Raw genomic sequence first — 26,770 nt, 5'->3', positions numbered from 1 at the left:
CGGCCCCGCCGGGCGAGAGATGTGGAGATTTCCCCAATAGGCCGCCGGCCGCCCGGTTAATACCCTCCGTGTGAAATTCTTCGATCCCCCGAGCGCTGAGTGTTCAGGAGGCGGCATGGGTGGCCTGGTATTCACCGAACGCATTCACGTGAAATTCGCCGGGGGACGCGCGGTGGAGGCGCCGCTGACGCTCGGGCAGATCAACACCCTCGAATGGCTCGGTGACGACACCCGGGCGGGGCTCTACCGGATGATGGAGTGGGCCGTCACGGTGCCGGACGGCACCACCCTGCGCGACGTGACCGACACCCTCGCGGTCCTGGTGGAGCGGCACGAGTCGCTGCGTACCTCCTTCGTCACCGGCGACGGGCGGCGCCAGGTGGTGTCGGGCTCCGGCCAGGTGGCCGTCGACGTGTACGAGACCGACGCCGCCGCCGGCTCGCCCGTCGGCCCCGAGGAGGTCACCGACCTCATCTCGGCGTTGCAGGCCGCGCCCGTGGACGACGTGGCGGACTCGCTCTTCCGCGCCGCCGTCGCCATGCGCGACGGCGCCATCAGGGTGGTGCTCATCGCGTGCAGCCACCTCGCGGTCGACTGCGAGAGCCTGGCCGTGGTCGTACGGCAGTTCAACCATCTGATCCGGCACCCGGACGAGCGCCACGCGGGGCCCCTCACGCACCAGCCCGCCGACCAGGCGCTCGTCGAGAACTCCACCCGCGGCCGGCGCCGCGCCGAGGCGTCGCTCCGGTACTGGCGGCAGCTCACGTCACGGATGCCGCAGAGCCTCTGCGCGATGCCGCGGCCGGCCGGCGGTGACGAACGCGAGGTGCACCACGACTACGCGGTGCCGGCCTCCGGCGGCGAGGGACAGCCGCTCGGCTGCTGGCTCGACTCGCCCGCGCTGCGGCTCGCGCTGCCGCACATCGCGGCGCGTACGCAGACCACGCTGCCCATGGTCCTGTCGGCCGCGTTCTGCGCGGTGGTCTCCTGGCGCACCGGCGTCACCGACCTGGTGTTCGCCTCGCTGGCGAACAACCGGATCGGCAGGGAGATGCACGACTACGTCGGCACCCTGGCGCAGGACAGCCTGCTCGCCGTCGACGCCGGCACCACCAGCTTCGACGAGCTGGTCCGGCGGACCGGCGGCGCGACGTTGCGGGCCGCCATGCACGGGCTGTACGAGGTCAGGCTGCTCCAGGACCTCCAGGAGGAGATCGGCGACCGCCGGGGCACGCTGTTCCAGCGGGACTGCGCCTCCAACATCAACATCTTCTTCGACGGCGAGACGCGGCCGTCCGGGCCGCCGGAGGCGGCACAGGAGGCGCTCCCGCGGACCGCCCTCCGCTGGCACATCCCGCCGTACTTCCGGGTGCTGCTCCTGATGCGGGTCATCGACTCCGACGGCGAGCCGCTGCTCGGCCTGACCACCGGTCACGCCGACCTGATCCCCGCGGCCGAGATCGAGGCGCTGCTGCTCGGGATCGACCGGCTGCTCGCCGCGGCCGCCGCCGGTGACGTCGATCTCCGCCGGATGACCGAGATCACCGGGCTGACGCCGGTCGTCCGCGGCCCGGAGTGGCTGCGGGTGGACAACTGCTGGATCGAGCTGCCGGAGGTGCAGGCGGTGGTCGACGAGGCCGTCCAGGCGCCGGCCCGGGTGTTCGCCGTGCCGGACGACGACGGCCGTCCCGTGCTGACCGCCTACGTCGCCGCGGGCGGCGCGGTCAGTACGCCGCGGGAGGCCCACCGCGCCTGCCTGGGCCTGCTGAACGGGCGGTACTCCGCGATGGCGCCCGGCCGGTACGTGATCTGCGCCCGAGCTCCCGAAGACACCGGCGACCCGGGCGCCTGGCGCCGCCAGCCCGTGCTCGCCGAGGGCGACGGCCGGGAGGCGCAGCGATGAGCCACGCCGAGCCGATCGCCGTACTCGGCCTGGCCTGCCGGCTTCCGCAGGCGCCCGGCCCGGACGGCTTCTGGCGGCTGCTGCGGGCGGGGAAGGACGCCATCACCGATCCGCCGCCCGGCCGGCCGGAGGTCGCGCAGGGACACCGGCCCGGCGGGTTCCTCGACCGGATCGACGAGTTCGACGCGGAGTTCTTCGGGATCTCACCGAACGAGGCCGCCGTCATGGACCCCCAGCAGCGGCTCATGCTGGAGCTCGCCTGGGAGGCGCTGGAGAACGCCCGGATCGCGCCGACCTCCATAAGAGACCGCCACGTCGGCGTGTTCGTCGGCACGATGTCCGGCGACTACGGCACGGTGCTCCACCGCAACGGGCTCCAGGGGATCACCCGGCACACCCTGACCGGCTCCAACCGCGGCGTCATCGCCAACCGGATCTCCTACCACCTCGGCCTGCGCGGCCCGAGCTTCGCCGTGGACAGCGGCCAGTCGTCGTCGCTGCTGGCCGTGCACCTCGCCTGCGAGAGCCTCCAGAGCGGGGAGGCGGACCTGGCCGTGGTGGGCGGGGTCAACCTGAACATCGTGCCCGAGAGCACCGTCGGCGCGGAGCGGTTCGGCGGGCTGTCGCCCGACGATCGCTGCTTCACCTTCGACGCCCGCGCCAACGGTTACGTCCGGGGCGAGGGCGCCGCGGCCGTCGTGCTCAAGCCGCTGCGCCGCGCCCAGGCTGACGGGGACCGGATCCACTGCGTGATCCTGGGCAGCGCCGTCAACAACGACGGGAACACCGGCACGCTCACCGTCCCGAACCGTGAGGCGCAGGAGCGGGTGATCGAGCTGGCGACGCGCCGCGCGGGCGTCGGCCGGGACGAGGTCCAGTACGTCGAGCTGCACGGCACCGGCACGCGGGTCGGCGACCCGATCGAGGCGGCCTCGCTCGGCGCGGCCCTCGGAACGGGACGACCGGACGCCGACCGGCTCGCCGTCGGCTCGGTCAAGACCAACGTCGGGCACCTGGAGGGCGCGGCGGGAATCGTGGGCCTGCTCAAGGTGGCCCTCAGCCTCGCCCATCGGGAGCTCCCGCCGAGCCTGAACCACGTCACGCCGAACCCGGAGATTCCGCTGGACCGGCTGGGCCTCCGGGTCCAGACCGAGCTGTCCCCGTGGCCGAGGCCCGACCGGCCGCTGGTGGCGGGCGTGTCCTCGTTCGGCGTGGGCGGCACCAACTGTCACGTCGTGCTGGGCGAGCCCCCGGCGGAGCGTCCAGTGACGCGCCCGGCGGCATGCCCGGGAGAGTCCTCGGTGACGCACCCCGCGGAACCCCCGGCCGAGCGCCCGGTGGCGCGGGCCGCTGCCACCGGTGACCTGCTGCTGCCGTGGGTGCTGTCCGCGAAGACCGGGCAGGCCCTTCGGGCCCAGGCCGGACGCCTCCGGGAGTTCGCCGGGGCCGAGCCGCGGCCCGGGGCGGCGGACGTGGCGCGCTCGCTCGCCGTGACGCGGGCCTCCCTGCGGGAGCGCGCCGTCGTCCTGGCCGCCGACCACGCGGGGTTCCTGACGGGTCTCGCCGCGGCCGAACAGGGCAGCCCGGCCGGCCACCTCCTGCGCGGCGGCGCCGACGACGAGGGCACGACGGTCCTCGTGTTCCCCGGGACGCCCGAGGACGTCCCCGGCCATCTCGCCACGGCGGCCGGGCTGCTGGACCTGCCCGCGCCTCCCGGACGGACGTTCCGCCGTCACCTGGAGACGTGCGCGGCGGAGATCGAGCGGTGCACCGGCTGGTCACCGCTCGACGTCCTGCGCGGCACGCCCGGAGCGCCCGGCGCCGACGCGCCGGAGGTCGCCCGGCCCATGTCGTTCGCCGTCGCGGTGGCGTTCGCCGCGACCCTGCGGTCCTTCGGCGTACGGCCCGGCGCGGTCGTCGGCCATCTCGACGGCGAGATCGCGGCCGCCTGCGCGGCCGGTCTCCTGACCCTCGCCGAGGCCGCCCGCCTGATCGTCCACGGCCGCGCGGGTTCCCCCCCGGCCGGCCCGCCCGATATGCCCGAACTACCGTCGCCCGCCGCGACAACCCCTGACGCGAGCGCGCCGGAGGCCCCGGTCACGGCCGCGCCGGACGCAGGCGTACCGGACGCGGACAGGCTCGACGCGACGGCGCCGGATGACGGCGAGATCCCCTGCTACTCGACGCGTACGGGCGGCAGGCTCGACCGGGCCGCCGTCGACACCACCGCCGGACCCGCACCCGCCGACGTCCCCGACCGGCTCGGCCCTCTCGTCGGCACTCTGACCCGCGAGGGCCACCGGGTCTTCGTCGAACTCGCGACGCATCCCGTGCTGACCGGCGCGACAGGCACCGCCTTCGCCGCGGGGCCCGACCACGACGGCGTGCTGCGGTCGATGGCGCTGGCCTACGTCCACGGGGCCGACGTCGACTGGCCGGCCGTGCTCGGAGACGAGGCGGCCCTGGTCGACCTGCCGACGTACGCCTTCCAGCGCACGTCGCACTGGGTCACTCCGACCGCCCCTCAGGCGATCGAGCCGGCTCCCTCCCCCGTCGTGGTCACGACGTCAGCGCGGGACGACTCCGCCTGGCGGCGCGTGACGTCCGGACTGCCGGAGGCGGAACGGCAAGCGGCGGCGGTCGCCCTGGTGCGCGAGCAGGTCGCCGACCTCCTCGGCCACGCGACCCCGGAGGCCGTCGGCGTGCGGCAGGCCTTCGGCGATCTCGGCTTCGACTCCCTCACCGGCGTCGAACTGAGCCACCGGCTGAGCGCCGCGACCGGGCTGCGCCTGCCGGAGACGCTGGTCTACGACCATCCCACGCCGGTCGCGGTCGCCGAGCACCTGGTCGGCGAGGCAGGCGGCCCGGCGGCCACCGTGACGACCGGTACGACGGCCAGCACGCAGAACGCTGCGACCGCCGCCGTCGCGGAGGCGGCCGACGATCCGATCGCCGTGGTGGCGATGGCCTGCCGGTATCCCGGTGGCGTACGGTCGCCCGAGGACCTGTGGCGGCTGGTGGAGTCCGACATTTGCGCGGTGTCCGACGTGCCCGCCGACCGCGGCTGGCAGGTTCCGGCCGTCGGCGGGTTCCTGGCCGACGCGGCGGGCTTCGACGCCGACTTCTTCGGCATCTCGCCGCGCGAGGCGCTGGCCATGGACCCGCAGCAACGGCTGATGCTCGAAGTCACCTGGGAGGCCCTGGAACGGGCCGGAATCCCCGCCGCGACGCTCGCGGGTGGCGACACGGGCGTCTACGTGGGCGCGATCCCGCAGGAGTACGGCCCGCGCGGGCACGAGGGACCCGACGAGCTCAAGGGCTACCTCCTGACGGGCGGCACGGGCAGCGTCATCTCCGGCCGGATCGCCTACACCCTCGGCCTCGGCGGCCCCGCCGTGACCGTCGACACCGCCTGCTCGTCGTCGCTGGTCGCCGTGCACATGGCCTGCCAGGCGCTGCGGCTCCGCGAGTGCGGCCTGGCCCTGGCCGGCGGCGTGACCGTGATGGCCTCCCCCACGATGTACACCGAGTTCGGACGGCAGCGCGGACTCGCCGCCGACGGCCTGTGCAAGCCGTTCGCCGCCGCGGCGGACGGCACCAGCTGGGGTGAGGGCGCTGCGCTGCTGGTGCTCGAACGGCTGTCCGACGCGCGGCGGAACGGCCACCCCGTCCTGGCGCTGATCCGCGGCAGCGCGGTCAACCAGGACGGCGCCAGCAACGGGCTGACCGCCCCCAGCGGCTCCGCGCAACGGCGGGTGATCCGGGCGGCCATGGCCGCCGCCGGGCTCGGGCCCGCGGACGTGGACGCCGTGGAGGCGCACGGCACCGGCACCTCGCTCGGCGACCCGATCGAGGCCGAGGCCCTGCTGGCCACCTACGGCCGGGAGCGGCCCGCCGACCGGCCGCTGCTGCTCGGCTCGGTGAAGTCGAACATCGGTCACTCCCAGGCCGCCGCCGGGGCCGCCGGGGTCATCAAGATGGTGCTGGCCATGGACGCGGGCGTCCTGCCGAGGACGCTGCACGTCGACCGGCCGACCCCCCGGGTGGACTGGTCCTCCGGCGGCGTCCGCCTGCTGACCGAGGCGACCGGCTGGCCGGACGCCGGCCGTCCCCGCCGTGCGGCGGTGTCGTCCTTCGGCATCAGCGGCACCAACGCGCACCTCATCCTGGAGCAGGCCCCGGCCGCCACGTCCCCGGAGACCGCGCCGCCGACCACCCATGCGGACGGCGGGACGCCCACGACCTGGCTGATCTCGGCCAAGACCGAGCCGGCCCTGCGGGCGCAGGCGCAGCGGCTCAGGGACCACGTCGCCGCCCGCCCCGGTCTCGACGCGAACGCCGTCGCGGCGGCCCTCGCGACGGGCCGTACCCTGTTCGAGCACCGCGCCGTGATCACGGCGGCGAGCCGGGCGGCGCTGCTGTCCGGCCTCGGCGCGGTCGCCGCGGGCGAGCCCGCTCCCGGCGTGCTGCGCGCCTCCGGAGGGGCAGGCAAGACCGCCTTCCTGTTCGCCGGGCAGGGCAGCCAGCGGCCCGGCATGGGCCGTGAGCTGTACGAGGCGTCCGAGGTCTTCGCGGCCGCGCTCGACGAGGTCTGGGCGCACCTCGACACGCATCTGTCCGCACACGGGGACCGGCCGCTGCGCGACGTCATGTGGGCGCCCGCCGGGTCGGCCGAGGCGGAACTGCTCGGCCAGACCCGCTACACCCAGCCGGCGTTGTTCGCCCTGGAGACCGCGTTGTACGCGCTGGCCCGGGAGCACGGCATCACGCCGGACTACCTCATCGGCCACTCGATCGGCGAGCTCACCGCCGCGCACGTCGCGGGCGTGCTGTCGGCGGCCGACGCCGCGGCGCTCGTCACCGCCCGCGGACGGCTGATGCAGGAGTTGCCGCAGGGCGGCGCGATGGTGTCGATCCGCGCCGCCGAGGACGCCGTGCGCCCGCTGCTCGCCGGGCACGAGGAGGTCGTCGGCGTGGCGGCCGTCAACGGCCCGGCCGCCGTCGTCGTCTCCGGCGACACCGACGCCGTGCTCGACGTCGCGCGGCGCTGCGAGGAGCTGGGCTGGGCGACCCGGCGGCTGAACGTCAGCCACGCCTTCCACTCGCCGCACATGGACGGCATGCTCGGCGACCTCCTCGACGTCGCCGCCGCCCTGACCTTCCGGCCGCCCGCCGTCCCCGTCGTGTCCAACCTCACCGGCCGGATCGCCACCCCGGAGGAGCTGTGCTCGCCCGCGTACTGGGTGCGGCACGCGCGCGAGGGGGTGCGTTTCCTCGACGGCGTCCACCGGCTGGCCGAACAGGGCGTCACCTCCTACCTGGAGCTGAGCCCCGACGCCGTGCTCGCGCCGCTCGCGCGGACCACCCTCGCGGCCCTGTCGCCCAAGTCCGGCCCGGCGCCGGAGTTCATGCCGGTCCTGCAGCGCGGACGCCCGGAGGCCGAGACCGCCGACCGGGCCGTCGCCTGGGCCCGGGCCCGCGGCGCGGGCGTGCCCCCGTACCCGGGTCGCGCCGGGTGGCCGGCCGCCTGCGCCGAGTTGCCCACGTACCCCTTCCAGCATCGGCGCTACTGGCTGACCGCCACCCCCGGTCCGGACGCGTCCGAATCGCGGCCGTCCACGGCCGTCCCCGCCGAGACGCGCTTCTGGGCCGCCGTACGCACCGGGGACACCGGCGCGGTCGCCGACGCGCTCGGAGTCACCGGCACGGACGAGCGGTCGTCGCTGGGCGCCGTCGTCCCGATCCTGTCGGACTGGCACCAGCGGCACAGCGAACGGGCGGCCGCCGACGGACGGCGGTACCGCGTCGCCTGGCGGCCGATCCCCGTGACGGCGGCTCCCGCCCCGCGCGGCGTCTGGCTCCTGGTGGTCCCGGCAGGGTACGCGGACCACGAATGGGTGACCGCGTGCGCGGACGCCCTCGCCGACGGCGGCGCCGACGTCCGGACGATCACCGAGGTGGGCGGCGACACCGGCCGGGACGTGCTCGCGTCGCGGCTGCGCGCCGCACTGGGTCATGAAAGCACGGGTCACGGCAGCACGGGTCACGGCAGCACGGGTCACGGGACGGCGGGTGACGGGGCCGCGGGTGCGGGCGGCGTGCTGTCGCTGCTGGCGCTCGACGAACACCCGGACCCGCGTCATGCCGAGATCTCGCGTGGCCTGTCGGCGACGCTGACGCTCGTGCAGGCCCTCGGCGACGCCGCGCTCGACGCGCCGCTGTGGTTGCTGACCCGCGGGGCGGTCGGCACCGGCTCCACGGACCCGGTCGAAAGCCCCGCACAGGAGCAGATCTGGGCGATCGGCCGTTCCGTCGCCCTGGAGCGCCCGCGCTCATGGGGAGGCCTGGTCGACCTCCCGGCCGACACCCGCTCCGCGCCTCTCCTTCGTACGGCCCTGAACGGGCCCGGGCACGAGGAGGAGATCGCGATCCGCGCCGCCGGGCTGTTCGGACGCCGGCTGGTGAGCGCGTCGCGGCCGCCGTCCGCCGGCGAACCCTGGCGCCCGCGCGGAACCGTCCTGGTCACCGGTGGCACCGGCGGTCTGGGCGCCCACGTCGCCCGATGGCTGGCCGCGGGCGGAGCCGAGCACCTGGTGCTCGCCAGCCGCCGGGGCATGGCCGCGCCGGGCGCCGAGGCCCTCGAAGCGGAGCTCACCTCGCTCGGCGCCGCCGTCACCGTCGCCTCCTGCGACGTGGCCGACCGCGCGGCGCTGGCGGAGCTGGTCGGCACCGTGACCGCGGAGCACGGCCCCATCCGGTCGGTGTTCCACACGGCGGGGGTCGGGCGGCGCGTGCCCATCGAGGACCTCACCGCGAGCGATCTCGCGGAGGCGTGCTCGAAGGCGGCCGGTGCCGCCAACCTGGACGAGCTGTTCGGCGAGACCGCGCTGGACGCGTTCGTGCTGTTCTCCTCGATCGCGGGCGTCGGCCTGTGGGCCACCACCGGCCAGGCCGCGTACGCGGCGGCCAACGCCTTCCTCGACGCTCTGGCCGAGCGGCGCCGCGCCCGTGGCCGCACCGCGACCTCGCTCGCCTGGGGTCTGTGGGCCGGGCCGGGGATGGGCGCGGACGCCGTGTTCGCCCGCCACCTGCAGCGGCACGGCGTCGAGGCGCTGCCGCCCGAGCAGGCGATGGCCGCGCTGCAGTACGCGCTGGACGACGACGAGACCTGCGTGACCATCGCCGACATCGCGTGGGAGCGGTTCGTGCCCCCGTTCACCGCGACGCGTCCCCGTCCGCTGCTCGACGACCTGCCGGCGGCGCGGGAGGTGCTCCGCGCGCCTGAGGACGCCCCCGCGTCCGGACTGTCCGGCCAGGGGCTGCGGCGGGAACTCGCCGCCCTGCCCGCCGCCAGGCGGCGCCCGCGGGTCCTGGACGTGGTGCTGAGCCACACGGCGGCGATCGTCGGCGAGTCGGCCGAGGCGGTCGACGCGCGCAGGCCCTTCCGCGACCTCGGGTTCGACTCCCTGATGACCGTCGAACTGCCGGAACGGCTCACCGCCGCCACGGGCCTGACGCTTCCCGCCACCCTGGCGTACGACCACCCGACGCCGGACGCGGTCACCGACCACCTGTACGCGGAGCTCACCGGCACGTCCGATCGCGTCGCGGCCCCGGCCGCCGCCGCGCCCGCGCCGGTGGACCCGGACGCGGATCCCATCGCCATCGTCGCGATGGCCTGCCGCTACCCGGGCGGCGTGCGCTCCCCCGAGGACCTGTGGGACCTGCTGATGTCCGGCGCCGGCGCGGTGTCGGAGTTCCCCACCGACCGGGGCTGGGACCTGGACCGGCTGTACGACCCCGACGGCGAACGACCCGGCACGTCGTACACGAACCTCGGCGGCTTCCTCGACGACGCCGGGGAGTTCGACCCCGCCTTCTTCGACATCAGCCCCCGCGAGGCCGTCGCGATGGACCCGCAGCAGCGGCTGTTGCTCACGCTCGCGTGGGAGGTCATGGAACGCGCCGGGATCGACCCCGCCACCCTGCGGGAGAGCGACACCGGTGTCTTCGTCGGCGCGTCGTCGCACCAGTACGGCGGCGACGGCACGCACGTCCCCGAGGACGTCGCCGGGCACCTGCTGACCGGCACCGCGCCGAGCGTGAACTCCGGCCGCATCGCGTACGGCCTCGGCCTGCGGGGACCCGCCCTGACAGTGGACACCGCCTGCTCGTCGTCGCTGGTCGCCGTCCACCTCGCCGGGCAGGCGCTCCGCTCCGGGGAGTGCGGCATGGCGCTGGTCGGCGCCGCCACGGTGATGGCCACCCCGACCGTGTTCACCGAGTTCAGCAGGCAGCGCGGGCTGGCTCCCGACGGCCGGTGCAAGCCGTTCGCCGCCGCCGCCGACGGCACGGCGTGGAGCGAGGGCGCCGCGATGCTCCTGCTCGAACGGCTCTCCGACGCGACCCGCAACGGCCACCGGGTCCTCGGCCTCCTCCGGGGCAGCGCCGTCAACCAGGACGGCGCGAGCAACGGGCTGACCGCGCCCAACGGCCCGGCGCAGGAACAGGTCATCGCACAGGCGCTCGCCGCCGCGGGGCTCGGCCCGGCCGAGGTGGACGTCGTGGAGGCGCACGGCACCGGCACCGCGCTCGGCGACCCCATCGAGGCCAGGGCGCTGCTCGCCGCGTACGGCCGGGACCGGGAGGCGCGGCCGCCGCTGCTGCTCGGTTCGGTCAAGGCCAACATCGGGCACACCCAGGCGGCGGCCGGAATGGCCGGGATCATCAAACTGGTGATGGCGATGCGGCACGGCGTGCTGCCGAGGACGCCGCACGTCGACCGGCCCACCCCGCACGTCGACTGGTCCTCGGGCGCGGTGCGCCTGGTGACCGAACCGACCGCCTGGCCCGGCACGGGCCGGCCGCGCCGCGGAGGCGTCTCGTCGTTCGGCATCAGCGGCACCAACGCCCACGTCGTCATCGAGCAGCCCGCACCACAGGAGAAGCCGGAACCCGTGCAGGGAGAGCCCCCGGCCCAGGTGCCCGGAACGCGGGCCGAGACGGCGTCGCCGGCGCCCTGGCTGGTCTCCGCGCGCACGGAGACGGCGCTGAGGGCGCAGGCGGCCCGGCTCCGCGACTTCGCCACGCGTCACCCGGAGCTCCCCCTCGACGACGTCGCTCACGCGCTCGTCACGGCCCGGCACCCGTTCGAGCACCGGGCCGCCGTCACCGGCCGGACCCACGCCGAGCTGGCCGAGGCGCTGGACCGGCTCGCCCGTGGCGAAGGTCCTCTCGGCACCGTGACCGGTGTGGTCCAGGGCGTCGCGAAGGCGGCACGGACGGCGTTCCTCTACCCCGAGGGCACCGGGCTCGTCAGCACCGGGCTCGTCGACACCGGGCTTGTCGACACCGGGCAGACAGCCAACGGGCAAACCGGTGACGGGCGGATCGGTTCCGTACCCGGGCTGTACGAGGCGTTCCCGGTGTTCGCCGCGGAGTTCGACGCCGTCCGCGGCGCACTGGACGCCCATCTGGACACTCCCCTGCGCGACGTGCTCCGCACCGCCCCCGGCACCCTCGGGGACGACTCCTCCGCCCATGCGTACGCGGCCCGGTTCGCGGCCGACGTGGCGCTCACCCGGCTGCTCGAATACTTCGGGGTCACGCCCGAGTACGTTCTCGGCGCCGGGAGCGGCGAGCCGGCCGCCGCCTACGTCGCCGGCGCTCTCTCCCTCACCGACGCCGCGGCCCTGGCCGTCGCCCTGGGCCGGTTCGCGGGCCAGTCGGCGGGCCGGGGCGACGAGGACGCGGCGCTGCGCGAGGTCCGCACGGTCGTCGGGCGCACCCGGTTCGTCGAGCCCGCCATCCCGATCGTCCACGGCTCGACCGGACGGTTCCTGACAGCCCATGATCTGGCCGACCCCGGGCACTGGACCCGCCGGGACACCACCGGGACGTGGGACGGCGCCCGGCTGCTCACCGCCGGCGGGGCGGGCCGTGTCCTGGTGCTCGGTCCCGCCATGCCCGCCCCGACCACGATGCCCACCCCGATCACCATGCCCACGCCCGCCGAGGACGACCCGGCCGCGACACACCAGCCGGCCTCGCCGCATCACGGGACCGGCACACCGCAGCACCCAGACGCACCGCATCAAGCAGGCACAACGCTCCGCCCGGGCGCGCCGATCGCGGTCGTGCGGCCGGGGCAGGGCGCGGCGCAGGGCCTCGTCGCCGCGCTGTCCGAGGCGTACTGCCAGGGCCAGGCCGTCGTGTGGCGGAACGTCCTCCCCGCCGGGCGGGGCACTCCCGTCGATCTTCCGACGTACGCCTTCGACCAACGGCGGTTCTGGCTTCCGGCGTCCGGCCGGAGCCACGCCTCCGCCGTCTCGCGGGCGGCGGAGCGCCATCCGCTGGTCGACCAGGGGATCGAACTCGACGACGGCGGCATGCTGTTCACCGGGGGCCTCTCGGCGCGTACGCAACCCTGGCTCGCGGACCACGAGGTGCACGGGCGCGTCGTCGTGCCGGGCGTGACGTTCCTGGAACTCGCCGCGTGGGCCGCCCGGCAGACCGGGTGCGCCGAGGTCGTCGAGCTGACGCACAAGGCCCCCCTGATCGTCCCGCCCGAGGGCAGGGTCGAACTGCAGCTCCGGGCCGGACCCGCCGGCCCGGCCGGGCGACGGGAGTTCTCGCTGCGGTGCAGGGGCGAAGGCGAGGCTCGCGGGCGTCCCTGGTCGCAGCTGGCCACCGGTGTGCTCGGCCCGGCCCGGCCCGGCGGTGTCGCCTCTGCGCAGAATGGGGCCGCGAAGACGGACCGGCCCGCGAGCGGCGTCCCCGGCGGCGCGGTCCCGATCGAGGTCGGCGACTTCTACCGGCGGTTCAACGCCCGTGGCCACTACGGCTGGGGTCCGGTGTTCCAGAGCGTCCGCGCCGCCCACCGGCACGGCGACGATCTCTACGTCGAGCTTCGGCTGCCCGAGGACCGGCGCCTGCATCCCGCCCTGTTCGGCCCGCATCCGGCTCTGCTCGACGCGACGATGCACGGGCTCGGCCTGGACGGCGCGCCGGAGCGGCTCGTCGACCTGGTCGCCGACGCCGGAGACGGCACCGCGCGGCCGCGCATCCCGTTCATCTGGAACGGGGTCGCCCTCTCCGCACACGACGCGCGTGAGCTCCTGGTGCGGATCTCACCGGCCGGTCCGGGGGCGGTGTCGATCACCGGGTGGGACGAGACCGGCCGCCCGGCGGTCGTCGTCGAGTCGCTGCACCTGCTGCCCGTCGCACCGGAGCAGCTCGGACGTTCGGCCGGCCGCCGCGGAGCGCTGTACCGCGTCGCCTGGCCCGTCGTCGAGCCGCCCCACGAGACGCCGTACGAGAGACCGCGGCCCATCGTCACGGCGCACCCCGGTGATCTCTCCGCCGCATGGGCGGCCGTCGCGGCGGACGGGGAGCCGCCCGCCGCGGTGGTCGTGCCGCTGCCGCCGGACGACCCCACGCCCGCCGCGGCCCGCCGCGCGACCCGCCGCACGCTGGAACTCGCGCAGCGGTGGCTCTCCGACGACGCCCCCGCCGGCGTACGGCTGGTCTTCCTCACGCGGCACGCGGTGGCCGCCCTCCCCACCGACCCGGTCGAGGACCTCGCCAACGCGGCGTCCTGGGGCCTGATCCGGTCGGCTCAGGCGGAGAACCCGGGCCGCTTCACGCTCGTCGACGTCGACGGGACGCCCGCTTCCCGCGACGCGATCGCGGCGGCGGTGGCCACCGGCGCGCCGCAGATCGTCATTCGAGACGGCGTACTCCATCGGCCGGAGCCGGTGCAGGTCCCCCTGATCACGGGCCGGAACGGCCGGCGCATCGACCCCCAGGGCACGGTGCTCGTCACCGGCGGAACCGGCGGCCTCGGGGCACTGCTCGCCCGGCACCTCGTCACCGAGCACGGCGTACGCCATCTGATCCTGGCGAGCCGCCGGGGCGACGCGGCGGCCGGCGCCCACCGGCTCGTCGCCGACCTGGCCGGCCTCGGGGCCGAGGTCAGGGCCGTCGCCTGCGACGTCGCCGACCGCGGCGCCGTGGAGGCGCTGCTCGCCGCGGTCCCGGCGGACCATCCGCTCACCGCGGTCGTCCACGCGGCGGGCGTGCTCGACGACGCGGTGCTCACCGCCATGTCCGCGCGGCAGGTCGAGGACGTCATGCGGCCGAAGGCCGACGGCGCCTGGCACCTCCACGAACTCACCCGCGGGCTCGACCTGGACGCCTTCGTGTTGTTCTCCTCCGTGGCGGGCGTGCTCGGCACCGCGGGCCAGGCGAACTACGCGGCGGCCAACGCGTTCCTCGACGCCCTCGCCCGCCACCGCCACTCGCTCGGGCTCCCCGCGATGTCGCTGGCCTGGGGGCTGTGGGAGTCCGACGGCATGGGCGGCCGCCTCGGTCCCGCCGACCTCGAACGGATGCGCCGCGCCGGAATCACGCCGCTGCCCGTCCAGGACGGACTGGGACTGTTCGACGACGCACTCGCCGTGGCGGAGCCACTGATCGTGCCGGCCGACCTGGACCTCGCGGCGACGCGTACCGGAACCGTGGCAGCGCCGGAGCCCGAGGCCGGGCCGGACGTCATGGGCGCGCTGCCGCCGTCGGGCCTCTCACCGGACGAACGGGACGCGCTGCTGCTCGACCTGGTCGTCGGGCAGGTCGCCGAGGTCAGCGGTCACGCCGCGGACTGGATCGAGCCGAACGCCACCTTGTTCGAGCTCGGCCTGGACTCGCTCATGATCGTGGAGCTGCGCAACCGCCTCGCGGCCACCAGCGGGCTGGCCCTGCCCGCCAGCATCGCGTTCGACCATCCGACACCCGCGGCACTCGTCGACCACCTGCGGGACCGGCTGGCCGGAGACCGCGAACCGGCGGACGCCTGATGCCGCGAGCACGCCCGATGTCACAAGGCCGTCCGACGCCACGAGGTCGTCCGACGCCACGAGGTCGTACGGCGTCACGAGGTCGTACGGCGTCACGAGGTCGTACGGCGTCACAGGGTCGGCGCGTCCGCCCACATGCCGGGTCCGGGCGCGGGCGCGGGCTCGGGATAGCGGAACCAGCCGCGTTCCGCCGCCCGTGCCCCGGCCTGGAACCGGCTGCGGGCGCCCAGCCGGTTCATCAGGTCCGCGGTGATCCGGCGGCAGGTCCTGGTGGAGATCCCGAGCTTGCGGGCCACCGCCTCGTCGGTGTGCCCCTCGCACAGGAACCTCAGCAGCTCACGCTCCTGGTCGGTGAGACCGTCGCCGTCGCGGGTGCGGGACTCGCCGAAGTCCCGGCCGCGTTCCCACATCAGGTCGAACAGCGTGCGCATCGCCATGACCATGCCCTCGCCGCGGACCAGCACCGCGCCCAGCGCGACGTGCTCGGGGTCGACCGGGACCATCGCCACCTCGCGGTCCACGACGATCATCCGGATCGGCAGCACCGGAAGGGTGCGCACCCGGCCGCCCAGCCACGTGAGCCGGCGGGCATGGCCCGCCGTGACCGGGTCGCGGTCGATGGTGTCGAGGAAGAGGGCGCGTACGGCCACCCCGCGCTCCAGCATCTGCTCGTCCAGCGCCCGGCTCGCCGCCGTGCTCTCGGCGGACCGCGTGCCCACCGGCATCAGGGACAGGAACTCGTAGCGGGCGTCGCGGGCCAGTTGCACCAGCCGCTCCCGGATCGCGTCGATGTCCGCGAGGCGTTCCAGGACGTCGCCGGAGGCGTGACGCGTGATCGCGTACTCGGCCTCCAGCACGGCGATCGCCGCCCGGCTCTCCGCGATCTGGTTCTGCCGGCGGACCAGCTCGGCCTCCTGGTGCTTGACGAGAGCTTCCAGGGCGATTCCCGGGCTCACCGGGCACAACACGCCCGGGTCCTCCCGGGACGGCCGGAGCAGCGAGAGCCGGCGCAGACGGTCCAGCGCGACCCGGACCTCGTCCTCCGCCAAACCCAGCCGAAGCATCAGATCGGCGACCGTGCTGTCGGGATCCGCCAGAATCGTCAAATAAACCGACTCGCTGGCCATATCCAAACCGAAACCCTGCAGCACACTGTTGCGGCAAGTCTGCGAATTCACATGCCACCTACCTCGTACACCGCATATCGCCGAACCGCGTCACTTGGCAGATATGCGGCCCGGCGCTCCCCGGCGGCCTGCCAGGCATCGTCATATTAAAGCCGGTCCGCCAACCCGTCCCGGCGACCGGTCTCCGACAGGAAGTCGTCGCACGCTCACACAGCGTGCGCAAACGTGTGAAGCGGCGCCATTTTCGGAAAGTGGTGACGGCGGGCCGGCCCGCATTTCTTCCGCCCGTAATTCGGCATCACATGGATTCCCGCCGGGTCCGCCCGGCCAGGCGTGCCATGGGCCGCCTCGATCGACACCCTGGTCCGTGGCTCCCGACGCAGAAAGCACGGATGGTTTCGGCGCTCTGTCCGGGATGGACGGAACCTGACAACATCCTGCCAGGACACGTGCTGCCAGCCGGGAGACGCTGACAGAGAGCGACGAGCTTGCGAAAATCATGGGAGCGCTCCCACGATTTTCATTCACATTACCGCCGGTTGTTCCGCAGCTATGCCCGAATATCGATCCACGCGCATTCCGATCAGGGTCCGACGAAAAGTGCGAGGCCATGGGGTGAAGGATATGAGTGTGCCGCCGCGGCGGTATCCGGCCTTTGACGGCGCACCGGTCGCCGCGGCCACGGATCCGCACCGGCCGGTCAGCCCGCTTATCGGACGGGAGTCGCAACGCCGCGAGATCGAGGCCGCGGTCCAGGGCTTGTCGCAGGGCCGCCCGGCTTTCCTCGAAATCAGCGGAGACCCCGGAACGGGCAAGACCGCGTTACTCGCCGAGGTGACGCGCGTCGCCCGAGTCGCGGGCATCGACGCGTTCAACGGCCGGCCGCAGCCGGTGGACGGCGACCTGCCGTTCGGGGCGATCGTCGACGCGCTGGACGGCCGGCTCCCCGTCACCGGCGGCGAACGGCTCGACCGGCTGCCGGCGGCGCAGCGGGACGTGCTGGCGGCCGTCTTCCCCTCGCTGGCGGCGGACGCCTCCGCGCCGTCGCCGCCGGACATCGCGGCGCCCTACCGCGCGGCGCACGCCGTCCGCGTGCTGCTGGAGGACCTCGCCTCGTCCCTGCCGGTCGTCCTCGTCCTCGACGATCTGCAGCACGCCGACGCGGGCACCGTCGACGTGGTGTGCCGGCTGATGTGCACGCCGCCCCGCGCCCCCGTCCTCCTCGCCTTCGCGCATCGGCACCGGCAGGTGTCCCCGCGGCTGCGCGCCACCGTCGACACGGCACGCGAGGTCACCCGGCTCCACCTGGAGACTCTGGCCGAAAGCCATGCCGGGGCCCTGATGGGTGAGGACACACCCGCGCACGCGCGCGGGGAACTGTACCGCGCGAGCGAGGGCAACCCCGGCTACCTCCGGGCTCTGGCCGACGTGCTGGAGCAGGGCCCGCCCGGAATCGACGAGGCCGACATCGCGCCCGTTCCGCCGTGGTTCGCCTCGGCGATGGCCGCCGAGGTCGCCCGCCTCTCTGCCGTGGGGAGGCTGGTCGTCGCCGCGTGCGCGGTGCTCGGCGACCCGCTCACCGTGCCGTCGGTGGCGGCGGTCGCCGAGGTCGGCGAGCAGGACGCCTATTCGGCGATCGACGAGATCGCCTCCCACGACCTCATCCGCCTCGTGGCGGGGACCGGGCGGTTCGGGTTCCGGCACCCCCTGGTCCGCCGTGCGGTCTACCACAACGTGAGCCCCGGCTGGCGGCTCGGCGCCCACGCGCGGGCCGCACAGTCTCCGTCCGGCGGCCGGGCGTCCGCCGTCGGGACGGCGCCGCATCTCACGCGGGTCGCCGCGCCGGGCGACCGCGCCGCGGTCGCGCTGCTCGCCGCGGCCGCCGACGAGGTCGAGACCGCGCGTCCGCGACAGGCGGCTCAGTGGCGGCGGGCGGCGCTCGAACTGCTGCCGTACGACGGGACCGGACCGGACGGCGATGACGAGCACACCGACGTCCGCACCGGCCTGCTGCTGGCACTCGGCAGAGCCTGTGAGGCGGCCGGCCAGTTGCGGCAGGGCTGCGACGCCCTGGCCGAGGCCCTGCGGCTGATTCCGCCGGGCACGGGCGGCCGGCGCGCCGCGGTGGCCGCCGGCCAGGCCCGCCTGCTGCACGACCTGGGCCGGTCCGGCGAGGCACGCGCCTTGCTGCGTGCCGAACTGGCGCACGCCCCGGCCGAGGCCGATCGCGCGGTGCTGTCGTTCGAACGGGCCCGGCTCGAAGTGTCGAGCGGGTCCCCCGGCGCGGCGTGCGCCGACGCCGCGCAGGCCGTCCACATCGCCGATCGGCTCGGCCTGCGCCTGCTCGGCTGCGCGGCACGCGGGATGCTCGCCGTTTCGGCGGTCCTCTCCGGCTCACCGACCGCGGATGGATCCGGCGATTTCTCCCGGGCCGCCGCGGACCTCGACGTCCTCACCGACGAGCAGCTCGTGACCCTCCCGGACGCGCCGCTCTGGATCGGCTGGGCCGCGCTCGTCCTCGAACGCCCGCACGAGGCGGTGCGGCATCTCGATCGTGCCGTGGCCGCCGGCAGGTCGGCCGGCAGGCACGCGGTCGTATGCCACGCGCTGGTGGCACGCGTCGCGGCGCTGTGCGCCGCCGACCGGCTCACGACGGCGGAGGAGAGCGCCGACGAGGCCGGGCGGGCGGCCTGGCTGTCCGGCAGCGCCGCGCTTCACTCCTCCGTGCTGGCGGCGCGCTGTCTCGTCGCGGCCCGCACGGGCGACCTCGACGCCCTGCGAGGCCACCTGGCCGCGTACGGCACGCCGGTGGACCAGGGCTGGCCCGGGGCACTCGCCGCCGAGATGGTCGCGGAGGCCAGGCAGGCCGCGGGCGACCCCGAGGTCGCGGCACCCGCGAAGGCGTCCCCCGGAGGCCCGGAGCAGGCCGTCTCCTCCGGCGCGGCCACGCGGCGGCCGCTCTCCGCCGACCTGACCGCCGGCATCACCACCGGAATCACGACCGGCATCACCGTCGGCGTCACGACCGGCGTCACCGCCGGCACGACTGCGGACCCGACCATGCCGGTGATCGAATCAGCCGCCGCCGACCCGCCGGGCGCTTCCGGCCCGCCCGTCGCCGACCGGCCGAGCGCCGCCTCCCTCACCGCACGCGAACGGCAGATCGCCCGGCTGGTCAGCGAGGGGCTGAAGAACCGGGAGATCGCCGACCGGCTCTACGTGACCCAGAAGACCGTGGAGATGCACCTGTCGCGGATCTTCGCCAAACTCGGCGTCTCCAACCGCGTCGGCGTCGCCCGCACCCTCTACGCGGCGCCCACGACATCGCACTGACCGCGCCGCCGGGGCCTGTCCCGGTCACGCGGGCGGAACGATGGTCGACCCGCGCACCACGAGCCGGCAGGGGTGCGGGTGCCGGCCGGGAGAGGCGGTGCCGTTGATGGCGGCCAGCAGCCTCTCGGCCGCCGACCGGCCGAGCCCTTCGAGGTCCATGTCGACGCTGGTCAGCGGTGGCTGAGCGCCCTCGGTCATCACGTCCCAGTTGTCGAAGCCGACGAGGGCGACGTCCTGCGGGACCCGCCGCCCGGCGGCCCGCAGCGCGTCGCCCACGCCGCGGGCGATCTGGTCGCTGCCGCAGAAGACCGCGTCGAACTCCGTCCGGCCCGCCAGCAGGATGCCGACGGCCTGCCGGCCCCACGCCTCGCTCCAGCCGCCGAACAGCGGCGGCGCGACCAGGTCGAGCCCTTCGCCCGCCAGCCGGTCGAGCGCGGCCGCCGCGCGCACCCGCGCGGAGTTGTGGTGCTCCGGCCCGGTGACGTGGGCGATCCGGGTGCGCCCGACCGCCAGCAGGTGCTCGACCGCCTTGCGCGCTCCGCTCTCCTCGTCGGGGACCACCGAGCAGTCCTGGGGGTCGGAGGAGCTGATGAAGGCGTACACCACGGGGACGGGCAGGTCCCGGCCGATGGACATGCGCGCCTCGGTGCGGCGGCCGGTCACGATGATCCCGTCGACCCGGCGGCTGAGAAGGGTCTTGACGTAGTACTGCTCACGGATGGGGTCGTCCCGGCCGTCGCAGAGGAAGATCGACATTTCGCCGGCGCCGAGCGCGTCCTCGGCTCCCATCAGGACCGGGATGCTGAACCGGCCGATGGTGTCCGTGGTGATCATGCCGACGGTGTAGGTGCGGCCCGAGTGCAGGCTCCGCGCGCCGGCGTTGGCCTGGAAGCTGAGCTGCCGGGCGGCCTCGCGCACCCGCGTCCGGGTCTCCTCGCGCAGCGATCCGCGCCCGTTGAGCGCTTTGGAGGCCGTGCCCACCGACACCCCGGCCAGTGCCGCGACGTCGGCGATGGTGGCGTGACGCTCCGGTCTCCCCACGTTTCCTCCAGTTTCCGCTGGACGTTGCCGCGATTCACTGTATAGCGCGATGGAGTGCGGATAACGCGCCGGAAACATGGTGTCGATGACCACCAGAAGGACATCGGCAGCGTGCCGGAAATTGTTTTCCCTGCTTTCCGCTTCTCTGGCTTTCCCCTCCCTCGTTTCCGTGGCCCGCCGGTTCCCTGACGGCGGCGACCGCCCGCGCCGGCGTGCTGCCGGCGCGGGCGGTCAGGTGTGCCGGTGTGGCTCAGGCGAGCTGGATGTAGTCCAGTTCGGCGTTGCCGGTGCCACCGGAGAACCCGGGAGAGCCCTTGGCCAGGCGGATCACGTTGTATCCGGCCTTGAGGGCGACCGTGGTGCCGGTGGTCGCGCCGAACTGGCCCCAGCCGGAGGTGGCCGGGTAGCTGACGGCGCCCCACGATCCGCCGTTCACGGCCAGGCCCTGGGTGGCGGTGGCGCCGCCGCCGTTGGCGTAGCCGATGGTCATCGTGTAGGTGCGGGCGGCCGGCACGTTCACCACGAAGTCGACGTAGCTGTCGGTGGTGTGCGCGCTCGTGGCATTGTCGATGCGGCCCACGTAGCCGCCCTCGGACGCGCTGGAGGCGGTCAGCCGCTGCGCGCGGAAGACCGAGGCGTCCTCCGCCTCGTACCGCTGCTGGTACGACGGCACCCCGCTGGCCGGCTGGACGACCACGTGGTACCCGTCGGAGGCGGCCATGTTCGGCACGATCACCAGCAGCTGGTCGCCGGTCACCCGATAGACGGCGCTGGAGACGGAGGTGGCCGCCGGGGCCGCGGTGAAGCGGCTCTGCGTGTGCGTGGACTCCACCGTCACCTGGACGGAGGGGCCGAGCGCGCCGATGCCGGTCAGCCGGACCGTGTTGGTGCCGGCCTCGTTGCCCAGGACCACGTTCACGATCTTACGGGTGCCGTCGTAGGAGGCGAAGCCGTCCAGCCCGGTCTGGTTCGGCGGGGTGGTGGTGACCATCCGGCCGGCCATGTCGCCGTACCATTTGTAGAGCCACCAGGTCCCGGTGGGCTGGGTGTTGTTGGTCACCAGCCCGTTCATGGTGCCGTACTCGTACCAGAACGCCCGGTGCGCCGACTCGACCCCGGTCCGCTCGAACTTGGCCACGTAGCTGGCGATCCGGCCGGGGACGTCCACCTCGCTCGTCGCGGCGTACTCGTTGATCGAGATCCGCCGGGGACTGATGCCCAGCGACGACTCCAGCGCGCGGTAGTCGGCGATGTTGGCGGCGATGTTGTTGGGACTGCCCAGCTCATGCCAGCAGATGATGTCCGGCAGCGTGCCGGCCGCCTTGGCGCTGCTGAGGAACGACGACAACCACGAGCGGTTGTAGTAGGAGATGCTCGGCCCCACGATCGGCGTCGCGGTGTCCAGCGCCCGAACCGCCCGGTAGGTGCGGGACCAGCCGTCGTTGAACGCCCCGGCGGCGGAGGTGTTCCACGTCCAGTCCGGCTCGTTCCACAGCTCCCAGCCGAGAATGTTGGTCACCGAGGTCGCGTTCAGCCGCGCGCGGACCATCGTGTCCACCTTGGCCAGCCAGTCGTTCCAGCTCACCCACTTGTACGGGAAGTTGGGGTAGATGTCCGGCATCCGGATGTACTCCCCCGCGCCGACCCGGGTGGCCTGCGGCGCCACCAGCAGCGAGTCTCCGCCGGGCGGCTGACCGTTGGGCCGCTGGCCCACACCCGGGGCCGGCTGCGTCAGCGAGTTGACCTTCAGCGGCAACAGGGTCGAGTCCGCGGGCTTGCCGTTCTCCGCCAGTCCGTACAGACCGCCGGTCGCGACATGGGTCACCGGCCTGAACGGGGAGCCGACGGCCACGGTGAGCACCTTCCCCACGGGGTTCGACGGGGGCGTGCTACCGGAGGGGCTCGGCGACGGACTGGGTGACGGGCTCGGTGACGGGCTCGGTGAAGGGCTTGATGAGGGGCTCTGCGACGGGCTCTGTGACGGGGACGCGCTCGGACTCGTGTCGGGCGACTGGGTGGGGCTCGCCGACGGGCTGCTGACGGCGCCGGTGCAGGGGGTGCCGTTGAGGGCGAAGTTCGCGGGAACGGGGTTGGAGCCGTTCCAGGACGCGTTGAAGCCGAAGCCGGCCGAGCCGCCGGTGGGGATGGAGGCGTTGTAACCGGCGTCGGTGACGGTCACCTGCGCGCCCGACTGGGTGTAGCTGCCGTTCCACAGCTGGGAGATGGTCTGCCCGGCGCCGAACGACCAGGTCAGCTTCCAGCCGCTGATCGGGTCACCGATGTTGTCGACGCTGACGCTCGCGCCGAAACCACCCGGCCACTCGCTGCTGATCGTGTAGGTGACCTGGCAGCCGGCCGCCGCCTGGGCGGCCGGCGCGAGGGTGAGGGCGGTGGCCCCGGCACAGACGACGGCGGCCAGCGCCGTCCCCGATCGAAGGGAGAAGAGTCGCATGTGTGTCCTCTGAAGCGGTGGTGGGTTGGAGAGGAGAGCCTGGGCGGGAGCCGCTGGGGCGGGGCGCGAAGTTGCCGAGATACCGGTTTCCGACTGGTTGCCGATGGCGGGGCGACTGACCGGGGAACGAGAACCTTCACGCATTCCACGTGCCACATTCGCCGCATCGCCGCTCGTGGTGAGCCCGACAAACGGTTTCCTTCATAGTGACTTCGGGTTCGCAGCCGGACCGTACGCACGTCGTGGTTCGGGCGTCAACGGACGGGCCGGCGGCACACGGCGGGTCGCCCGGCACGGCACCGTCCCGATGCCGCCCACGGGGTGTGCGGCGTCCCCGCGCGATCACCGGTTCGGCTGAAAGTTACACGGGACCGCCGATGGCCGACCTGTCGCGCGGATGACTTTGGTCCTCGTGATCGGTGACCTCCGCTCGGCGAGGAGGACGGCCCCAGGGACGACAGTGAGAGCGGACACCGACGAGAGGGGCCGGCGATGACGGTCACACAGCCCAGGGAGCATGGGACCAGCGAGCGTGGGGCCAGGCGGCATGGAGCCGGGCAGGAGGCGGCCGCGCACGGCGCGTGGCGCGGTTTCCGCGGCACGGCCTGGCGTGAGCGGGTCGACGTGCGCGACTTCATCCAGGCCAACTACACGCCGTACGAAGGCGACGAGTCGTTCCTGGCAGGCCCCACCGAGCGGACCCGCGCGGTGTGGGCGGAGGTGTCGGGCCTGTTCCCCGAGGAGCGGCGGCGCGGAGTGTACGACGTGGACACCGCCACGCCTTCCTCCATCACCTCGCATCGGCCCGGCTACATCGACTGCGGCCGTGAGCTGATCGTCGGCCTGCAGACCGACGCCCCGCTGAAGCGGGCCATCATGCCGGCGGGCGGGCTGCGGATGGTGGAGAACGGCCTCGCCGCGTACGGGTACACGCTCGCCCCCCAGGTGAAGGAGATCTTCACCAGGTATCGCAAGACGCACAACGACGGCGTCTTCGACGCCTACACCCCCGAGATCCGGGCGGCCCGCCGCGCCGGGGTCATCACCGGCCTGCCCGACGCGTACGGCCGCGGGCGCATCATCGGCGACTACCGGCGCGTCGCCCTCTACGGCGTGGACCGGCTGGTCGAGGCCAAACGGGCCGAGCTGCACTCGCTCGACGGAGAGTTCTCCACCGACGCGGTCGTCCGCGACCGGGAGGAACTGGCCGAGCAGATCCGCGCGCTGGGCGAGCTGAAGACCATGGCCGCCTCCTACGGCCACGACATCTCCCACCCCGCCGCGACGGCCCACGAGGCGATCCAGTGGCTGTACTTCGCCTACCTCGCCGCCGTCAAGGAGCAGAACGGCGCGGCGATGTCCCTCGGCCGCACCTCCACCTTCGTGGACGTCTACCTGGAGCGGGACCTCGCCGAGGGATGGCTCACCGAGCAGGAGGCCCAGGAGCTCGTCGACGACTTCGTGATCAAGCTGCGCATCGTCCGCTTCCTGCGCACCCCGGAGTACGACCAGCTCTTCTCCGGCGACCCGACCTGGGTCACCGAGTCGATCGGCGGCATCGGCGCCGACGGCAGGCCTCTGGTCACCCGCACCAGCTACCGCTACCTGCAGACGCTGCGCAACCTCGGCCCGGCGCCGGAGCCGAACCTGACCGTCTTCTGGTCGCCACGCCTGCCGGAGCCGTTCAAGCGCTTCTGCGCCCGCCTGTCCATCGAGACGAGCTCGATCCAGTACGAGAGCGACGAGCTGATGCGGCCCAGGTACGGCGACGACACCGCCATCGCCTGCTGCGTCTCGGCCGCACCCGTGGGCAGGCAGATGCAGTTCTTCGGCGCCCGCGTCAACCTCGCCAAGACCCTGCTGTACGCGATCAACGGCGGCCGGGACGAGATCAGCGGCGAGCAGGTCGGCCCCGCCTACCCCGCGCTGACCGGCGACGTGCTCGACTACGAGGAGGTCGCGGCGGCGTTCGACCGGATGATGGACTGGCTGGCGAAGACGTACGTGAACGCCCTGAACGTCATCCACTACATGCACGACAAGTACGCCTACGAGCGCATCGAGATGGCGCTGCACGACTATCCCGTCAGGCGCACGCTCGCCTGCGGCATCGCGGGCCTGTCGGTGGCCGCCGACAGCCTGTCGGCCATCAGGCACGCGAAGGTCCGCGTGCTCCGCGACGTGACCGGGCTGGCCGTGGACTACGTGGTGGAGGGCGACTACCCGGCGTACGGCAACAACGACGACCGCGCCGACGCCATCGCGGCGGACCTGGTGCGGGCGTTCATGGAGAAGATCCGCCGCCACCCGGCCTACCGGGACGCCGAGCACACCCAGTCGGTGCTCACCATCACCTCCAACGTGGTCTACGGCAAGCACACCGGCAACACCCCCGACGGGCGCAGGGCCGGCACGCCGTTCGCCCCCGGCGCCAACCCGATGAACGGCCGCGACCGGCACGGCCTGGTCGCCTCGGCGCTGTCGGTGGCCAAGCTCCCCTACGACCAGGCGCAGGACGGCATCTCGCTGACCAGCACCGTCACCCCCGAAGGGCTGGGCCGCACGGTGGAGGACCGGGTCGCCGACCTGGTGGGCGTGCTCGACGGCTACTTCGACGCGGGCGGCTTCCATATGAACGTCAACGTGCTCGACCGGGCCACGCTGGTCGACGCGATGGACCACCCCGAGAAGTACCCCCAGCTCACGATCCGGGTCTCCGGCTACGCCGTGAACTTCGTCCGGCTCACCCGCGAGCAGCAGCAGGACGTGATCGACCGCACCTTCCACGGACGGCTGTGATGCCGGAGAAGCCGCTGGACGACTCCGCCGCCCGGCTCCGCCACGAGCCCATTGCCTGGCTCCGCCACGAGTCCATTGCCTGGCTCCGCCAGGACGCAGCCGCCGAGCTGTGCCAGGCGGAGCCGGCGGCGGGCTCCGGCGTCATCGAGTCGTGGGATCTGTCCGTCGGGGTGGACGGTCCCGGCACCCGCTTCGTGGTGTTCACCTGCGGGTGCCCGCTGCGCTGCCTGTATTGCCACAACCCCGAGACCTGGCGCATGCGCGACGGCCGCCGGGTCACGGTGGACGAGGTCATGACCGAGGTGGACCGCTACCGCCGGTTCATCTCCGTCGCCGGCGGCGGGGTGACGCTCAGCGGCGGCGAACCGCTGCTGCAGCCTCGCTTCACCGGAGAACTGCTGCGCCGCTGCCACGAGAGCGGCCTGCACACCGCGCTGGACACCTCGGGCTTCCTCGGCGACCGCGCGAGCGACGCGCTGCTCGCCGACACCGACCTCGTGCTGCTCGACATCAAGTCGTACGACCCGCGGGGCTACCGGCGGCTGACCGGGGCGAGCCTGGAGCCGACCCTGCGCTTCGCCCGCCGGCTGGCCGACCTGGGCCGCCCGGTCTGGGTGCGGTTCGTCCTGGTTCCCGGCCTCACCGACGGAGAGGACAACGTGGACGGCCTCGCCCGGTTCGTCGCGATGCTCGGCAACGTCGAACGGGTCGACGTGCTGCCCTTCCACCGCATGGCCGCCGGCAAGTACACCCGGCTCGGGCTCACGTTCCCCCTGGCCGACGTCGAACCCCCGGACCACGCCCTGCTCGATCGCGTACACGCCCAGTTCGCCGCCCACGGCGTCACCAGCGTCTGACCGGCGGGGTGCCGCCCGGCGCGCTTCCGGCCACCCGCTCACGCACTGCTCCTCAGGCCGCAGCCGATCGCGTCCTGCCGCCGTCGATCTCGTGATGCGAGGAGTCTGTCAGACCCCCGTTCCCCGCGGGGCCGCCACATGCTCGGCGACTTGTCGGGCCCAGGCGCGCCGAGAGCGGCCGACGCCCGGGCCGCCTGGGGAACCGGCGGGATCTCCGCCTCGTCCGCGGACCGGTCGAGCGGCCCGCTGCTGAACAGCCACACCGGCCGTCCGGACAGCGCCGTGGCGTGCCGCCGCAGGCTTCCTCCGGGACGACCCGGGCGGGTAGGGGCCCAGGACCCGCCCCCGCCAGTCATAGGGCCCGGCGATCGCGACGACACGTCGTCCGCACCGCTTGGGCCGAA

The 26,770-nt window shown here is 74.0% G+C and carries 8 protein-coding genes; 5 read left to right on the top strand and 3 right to left on the bottom strand.

Features of this window, described 5'->3' with window-relative positions:
- The first annotated feature begins 115 nt into the window (after positions 1 to 115).
- Together HHX40_RS22210 and HHX40_RS22205 are read left to right on the top strand one after the other, a co-directional pair.
- Positions 116 to 1,903 (top strand): condensation domain-containing protein, encoded by a 1,788-nt coding sequence (locus tag HHX40_RS22210; protein WP_182882160.1) that lies wholly within the window; start codon positions 116 to 118, stop codon positions 1,901 to 1,903.
- Positions 1,900 to 14,757 carry a type I polyketide synthase gene (locus HHX40_RS22205; protein WP_182882159.1) on the top strand — a complete coding sequence of 4,286 codons (12,858 nt, stop codon included), beginning with the start codon at positions 1,900 to 1,902 and terminating at the stop codon, positions 14,755 to 14,757. Before HHX40_RS22210 ends, HHX40_RS22205 begins: the two co-directional genes overlap by 4 nt.
- A gap of 110 nt (positions 14,758 to 14,867) precedes the next feature.
- Here the strand turns inward: HHX40_RS22205 and HHX40_RS22200 are convergent, their stop codons facing one another.
- Positions 14,868 to 15,863, bottom strand: a complete 996-nt coding sequence (locus HHX40_RS22200; RefSeq protein ID WP_220499448.1) for a helix-turn-helix domain-containing protein — start codon at positions 15,861 to 15,863, stop codon at positions 14,868 to 14,870.
- Between the two features lie 645 nt (positions 15,864 to 16,508).
- On the opposite strand from HHX40_RS22200, the gene HHX40_RS22195 reads away from it, so the two are divergent.
- Positions 16,509 to 19,217, top strand: a complete 2,709-nt coding sequence (locus tag HHX40_RS22195; protein ID WP_182882158.1) for an ATP-binding protein — start codon at positions 16,509 to 16,511, stop codon at positions 19,215 to 19,217.
- Between the two features lie 24 nt (positions 19,218 to 19,241).
- On the opposite strand, the gene HHX40_RS22190 is transcribed toward HHX40_RS22195, so the two are convergent.
- Together HHX40_RS22190 and HHX40_RS22185 are read right to left on the bottom strand one after the other, a co-directional pair.
- Entirely contained in the window at positions 19,242 to 20,258 is a 1,017-nt protein-coding gene (locus tag HHX40_RS22190; RefSeq protein ID WP_310738227.1) for a LacI family DNA-binding transcriptional regulator, read from the bottom strand.
- A 250-nt stretch (positions 20,259 to 20,508) separates the two neighbouring features.
- Positions 20,509 to 22,710, bottom strand: coding sequence for a cellulose binding domain-containing protein (locus HHX40_RS22185; protein WP_259403832.1), 2,202 nt, complete (start codon positions 22,708 to 22,710; stop codon positions 20,509 to 20,511).
- Between the two features lie 492 nt (positions 22,711 to 23,202).
- Between HHX40_RS22185 and pflB the strand changes: the two genes are divergently transcribed.
- On the top strand, positions 23,203 to 25,509 hold the full coding sequence (pflB, locus tag HHX40_RS22175; protein ID WP_182882157.1) for a formate C-acetyltransferase: 2,307 nt from the start codon (positions 23,203 to 23,205) through the stop codon (positions 25,507 to 25,509).
- Positions 25,509 to 26,366 carry a pyruvate formate-lyase-activating protein gene (gene pflA / locus HHX40_RS22170; protein ID WP_182882156.1) on the top strand — a complete coding sequence of 286 codons (858 nt, stop codon included), beginning with the start codon at positions 25,509 to 25,511 and terminating at the stop codon, positions 26,364 to 26,366. The genes pflB and pflA overlap by 1 nt, the downstream gene beginning before the upstream one ends.
- Positions 26,367 to 26,770: the final 404 nt, after the last annotated feature.

Origin of the sequence: Microbispora sp. H10949, assembly GCF_014161435.1 — a bacterium.
GTDB lineage: Bacteria > Actinomycetota > Actinomycetes > Streptosporangiales > Streptosporangiaceae > Microbispora > Microbispora triticiradicis.
The sequence above is the reverse complement of the archived record's forward strand: the minus strand, read 5'-3'. Positions and strand labels throughout refer to the sequence as shown.

What these genes read in the sequence shown, in the direction of transcription:
- HHX40_RS22205 (WP_182882159.1), top strand. Translation starts at nt 1,900, where the DNA reads ATGAGCCACGCCGAGCCGATCGCCGTACTCGGCCTGGCCTGCCGGCTT.
- HHX40_RS22210 (WP_182882160.1), top strand. Translation starts at nt 116, where the DNA reads ATGGGTGGCCTGGTATTCACCGAACGCATTCACGTGAAATTCGCCGGG.
- HHX40_RS22195 (WP_182882158.1), top strand. Translation starts at nt 16,509, where the DNA reads ATGAGTGTGCCGCCGCGGCGGTATCCGGCCTTTGACGGCGCACCGGTC.
- HHX40_RS22185 (WP_259403832.1), bottom strand. Translation starts at nt 22,710, where the DNA reads ATGCGACTCTTCTCCCTTCGATCGGGGACGGCGCTGGCCGCCGTCGTC.
- pflB (WP_182882157.1), top strand. Translation starts at nt 23,203, where the DNA reads ATGACGGTCACACAGCCCAGGGAGCATGGGACCAGCGAGCGTGGGGCC.
- pflA (WP_182882156.1), top strand. Translation starts at nt 25,509, where the DNA reads ATGCCGGAGAAGCCGCTGGACGACTCCGCCGCCCGGCTCCGCCACGAG.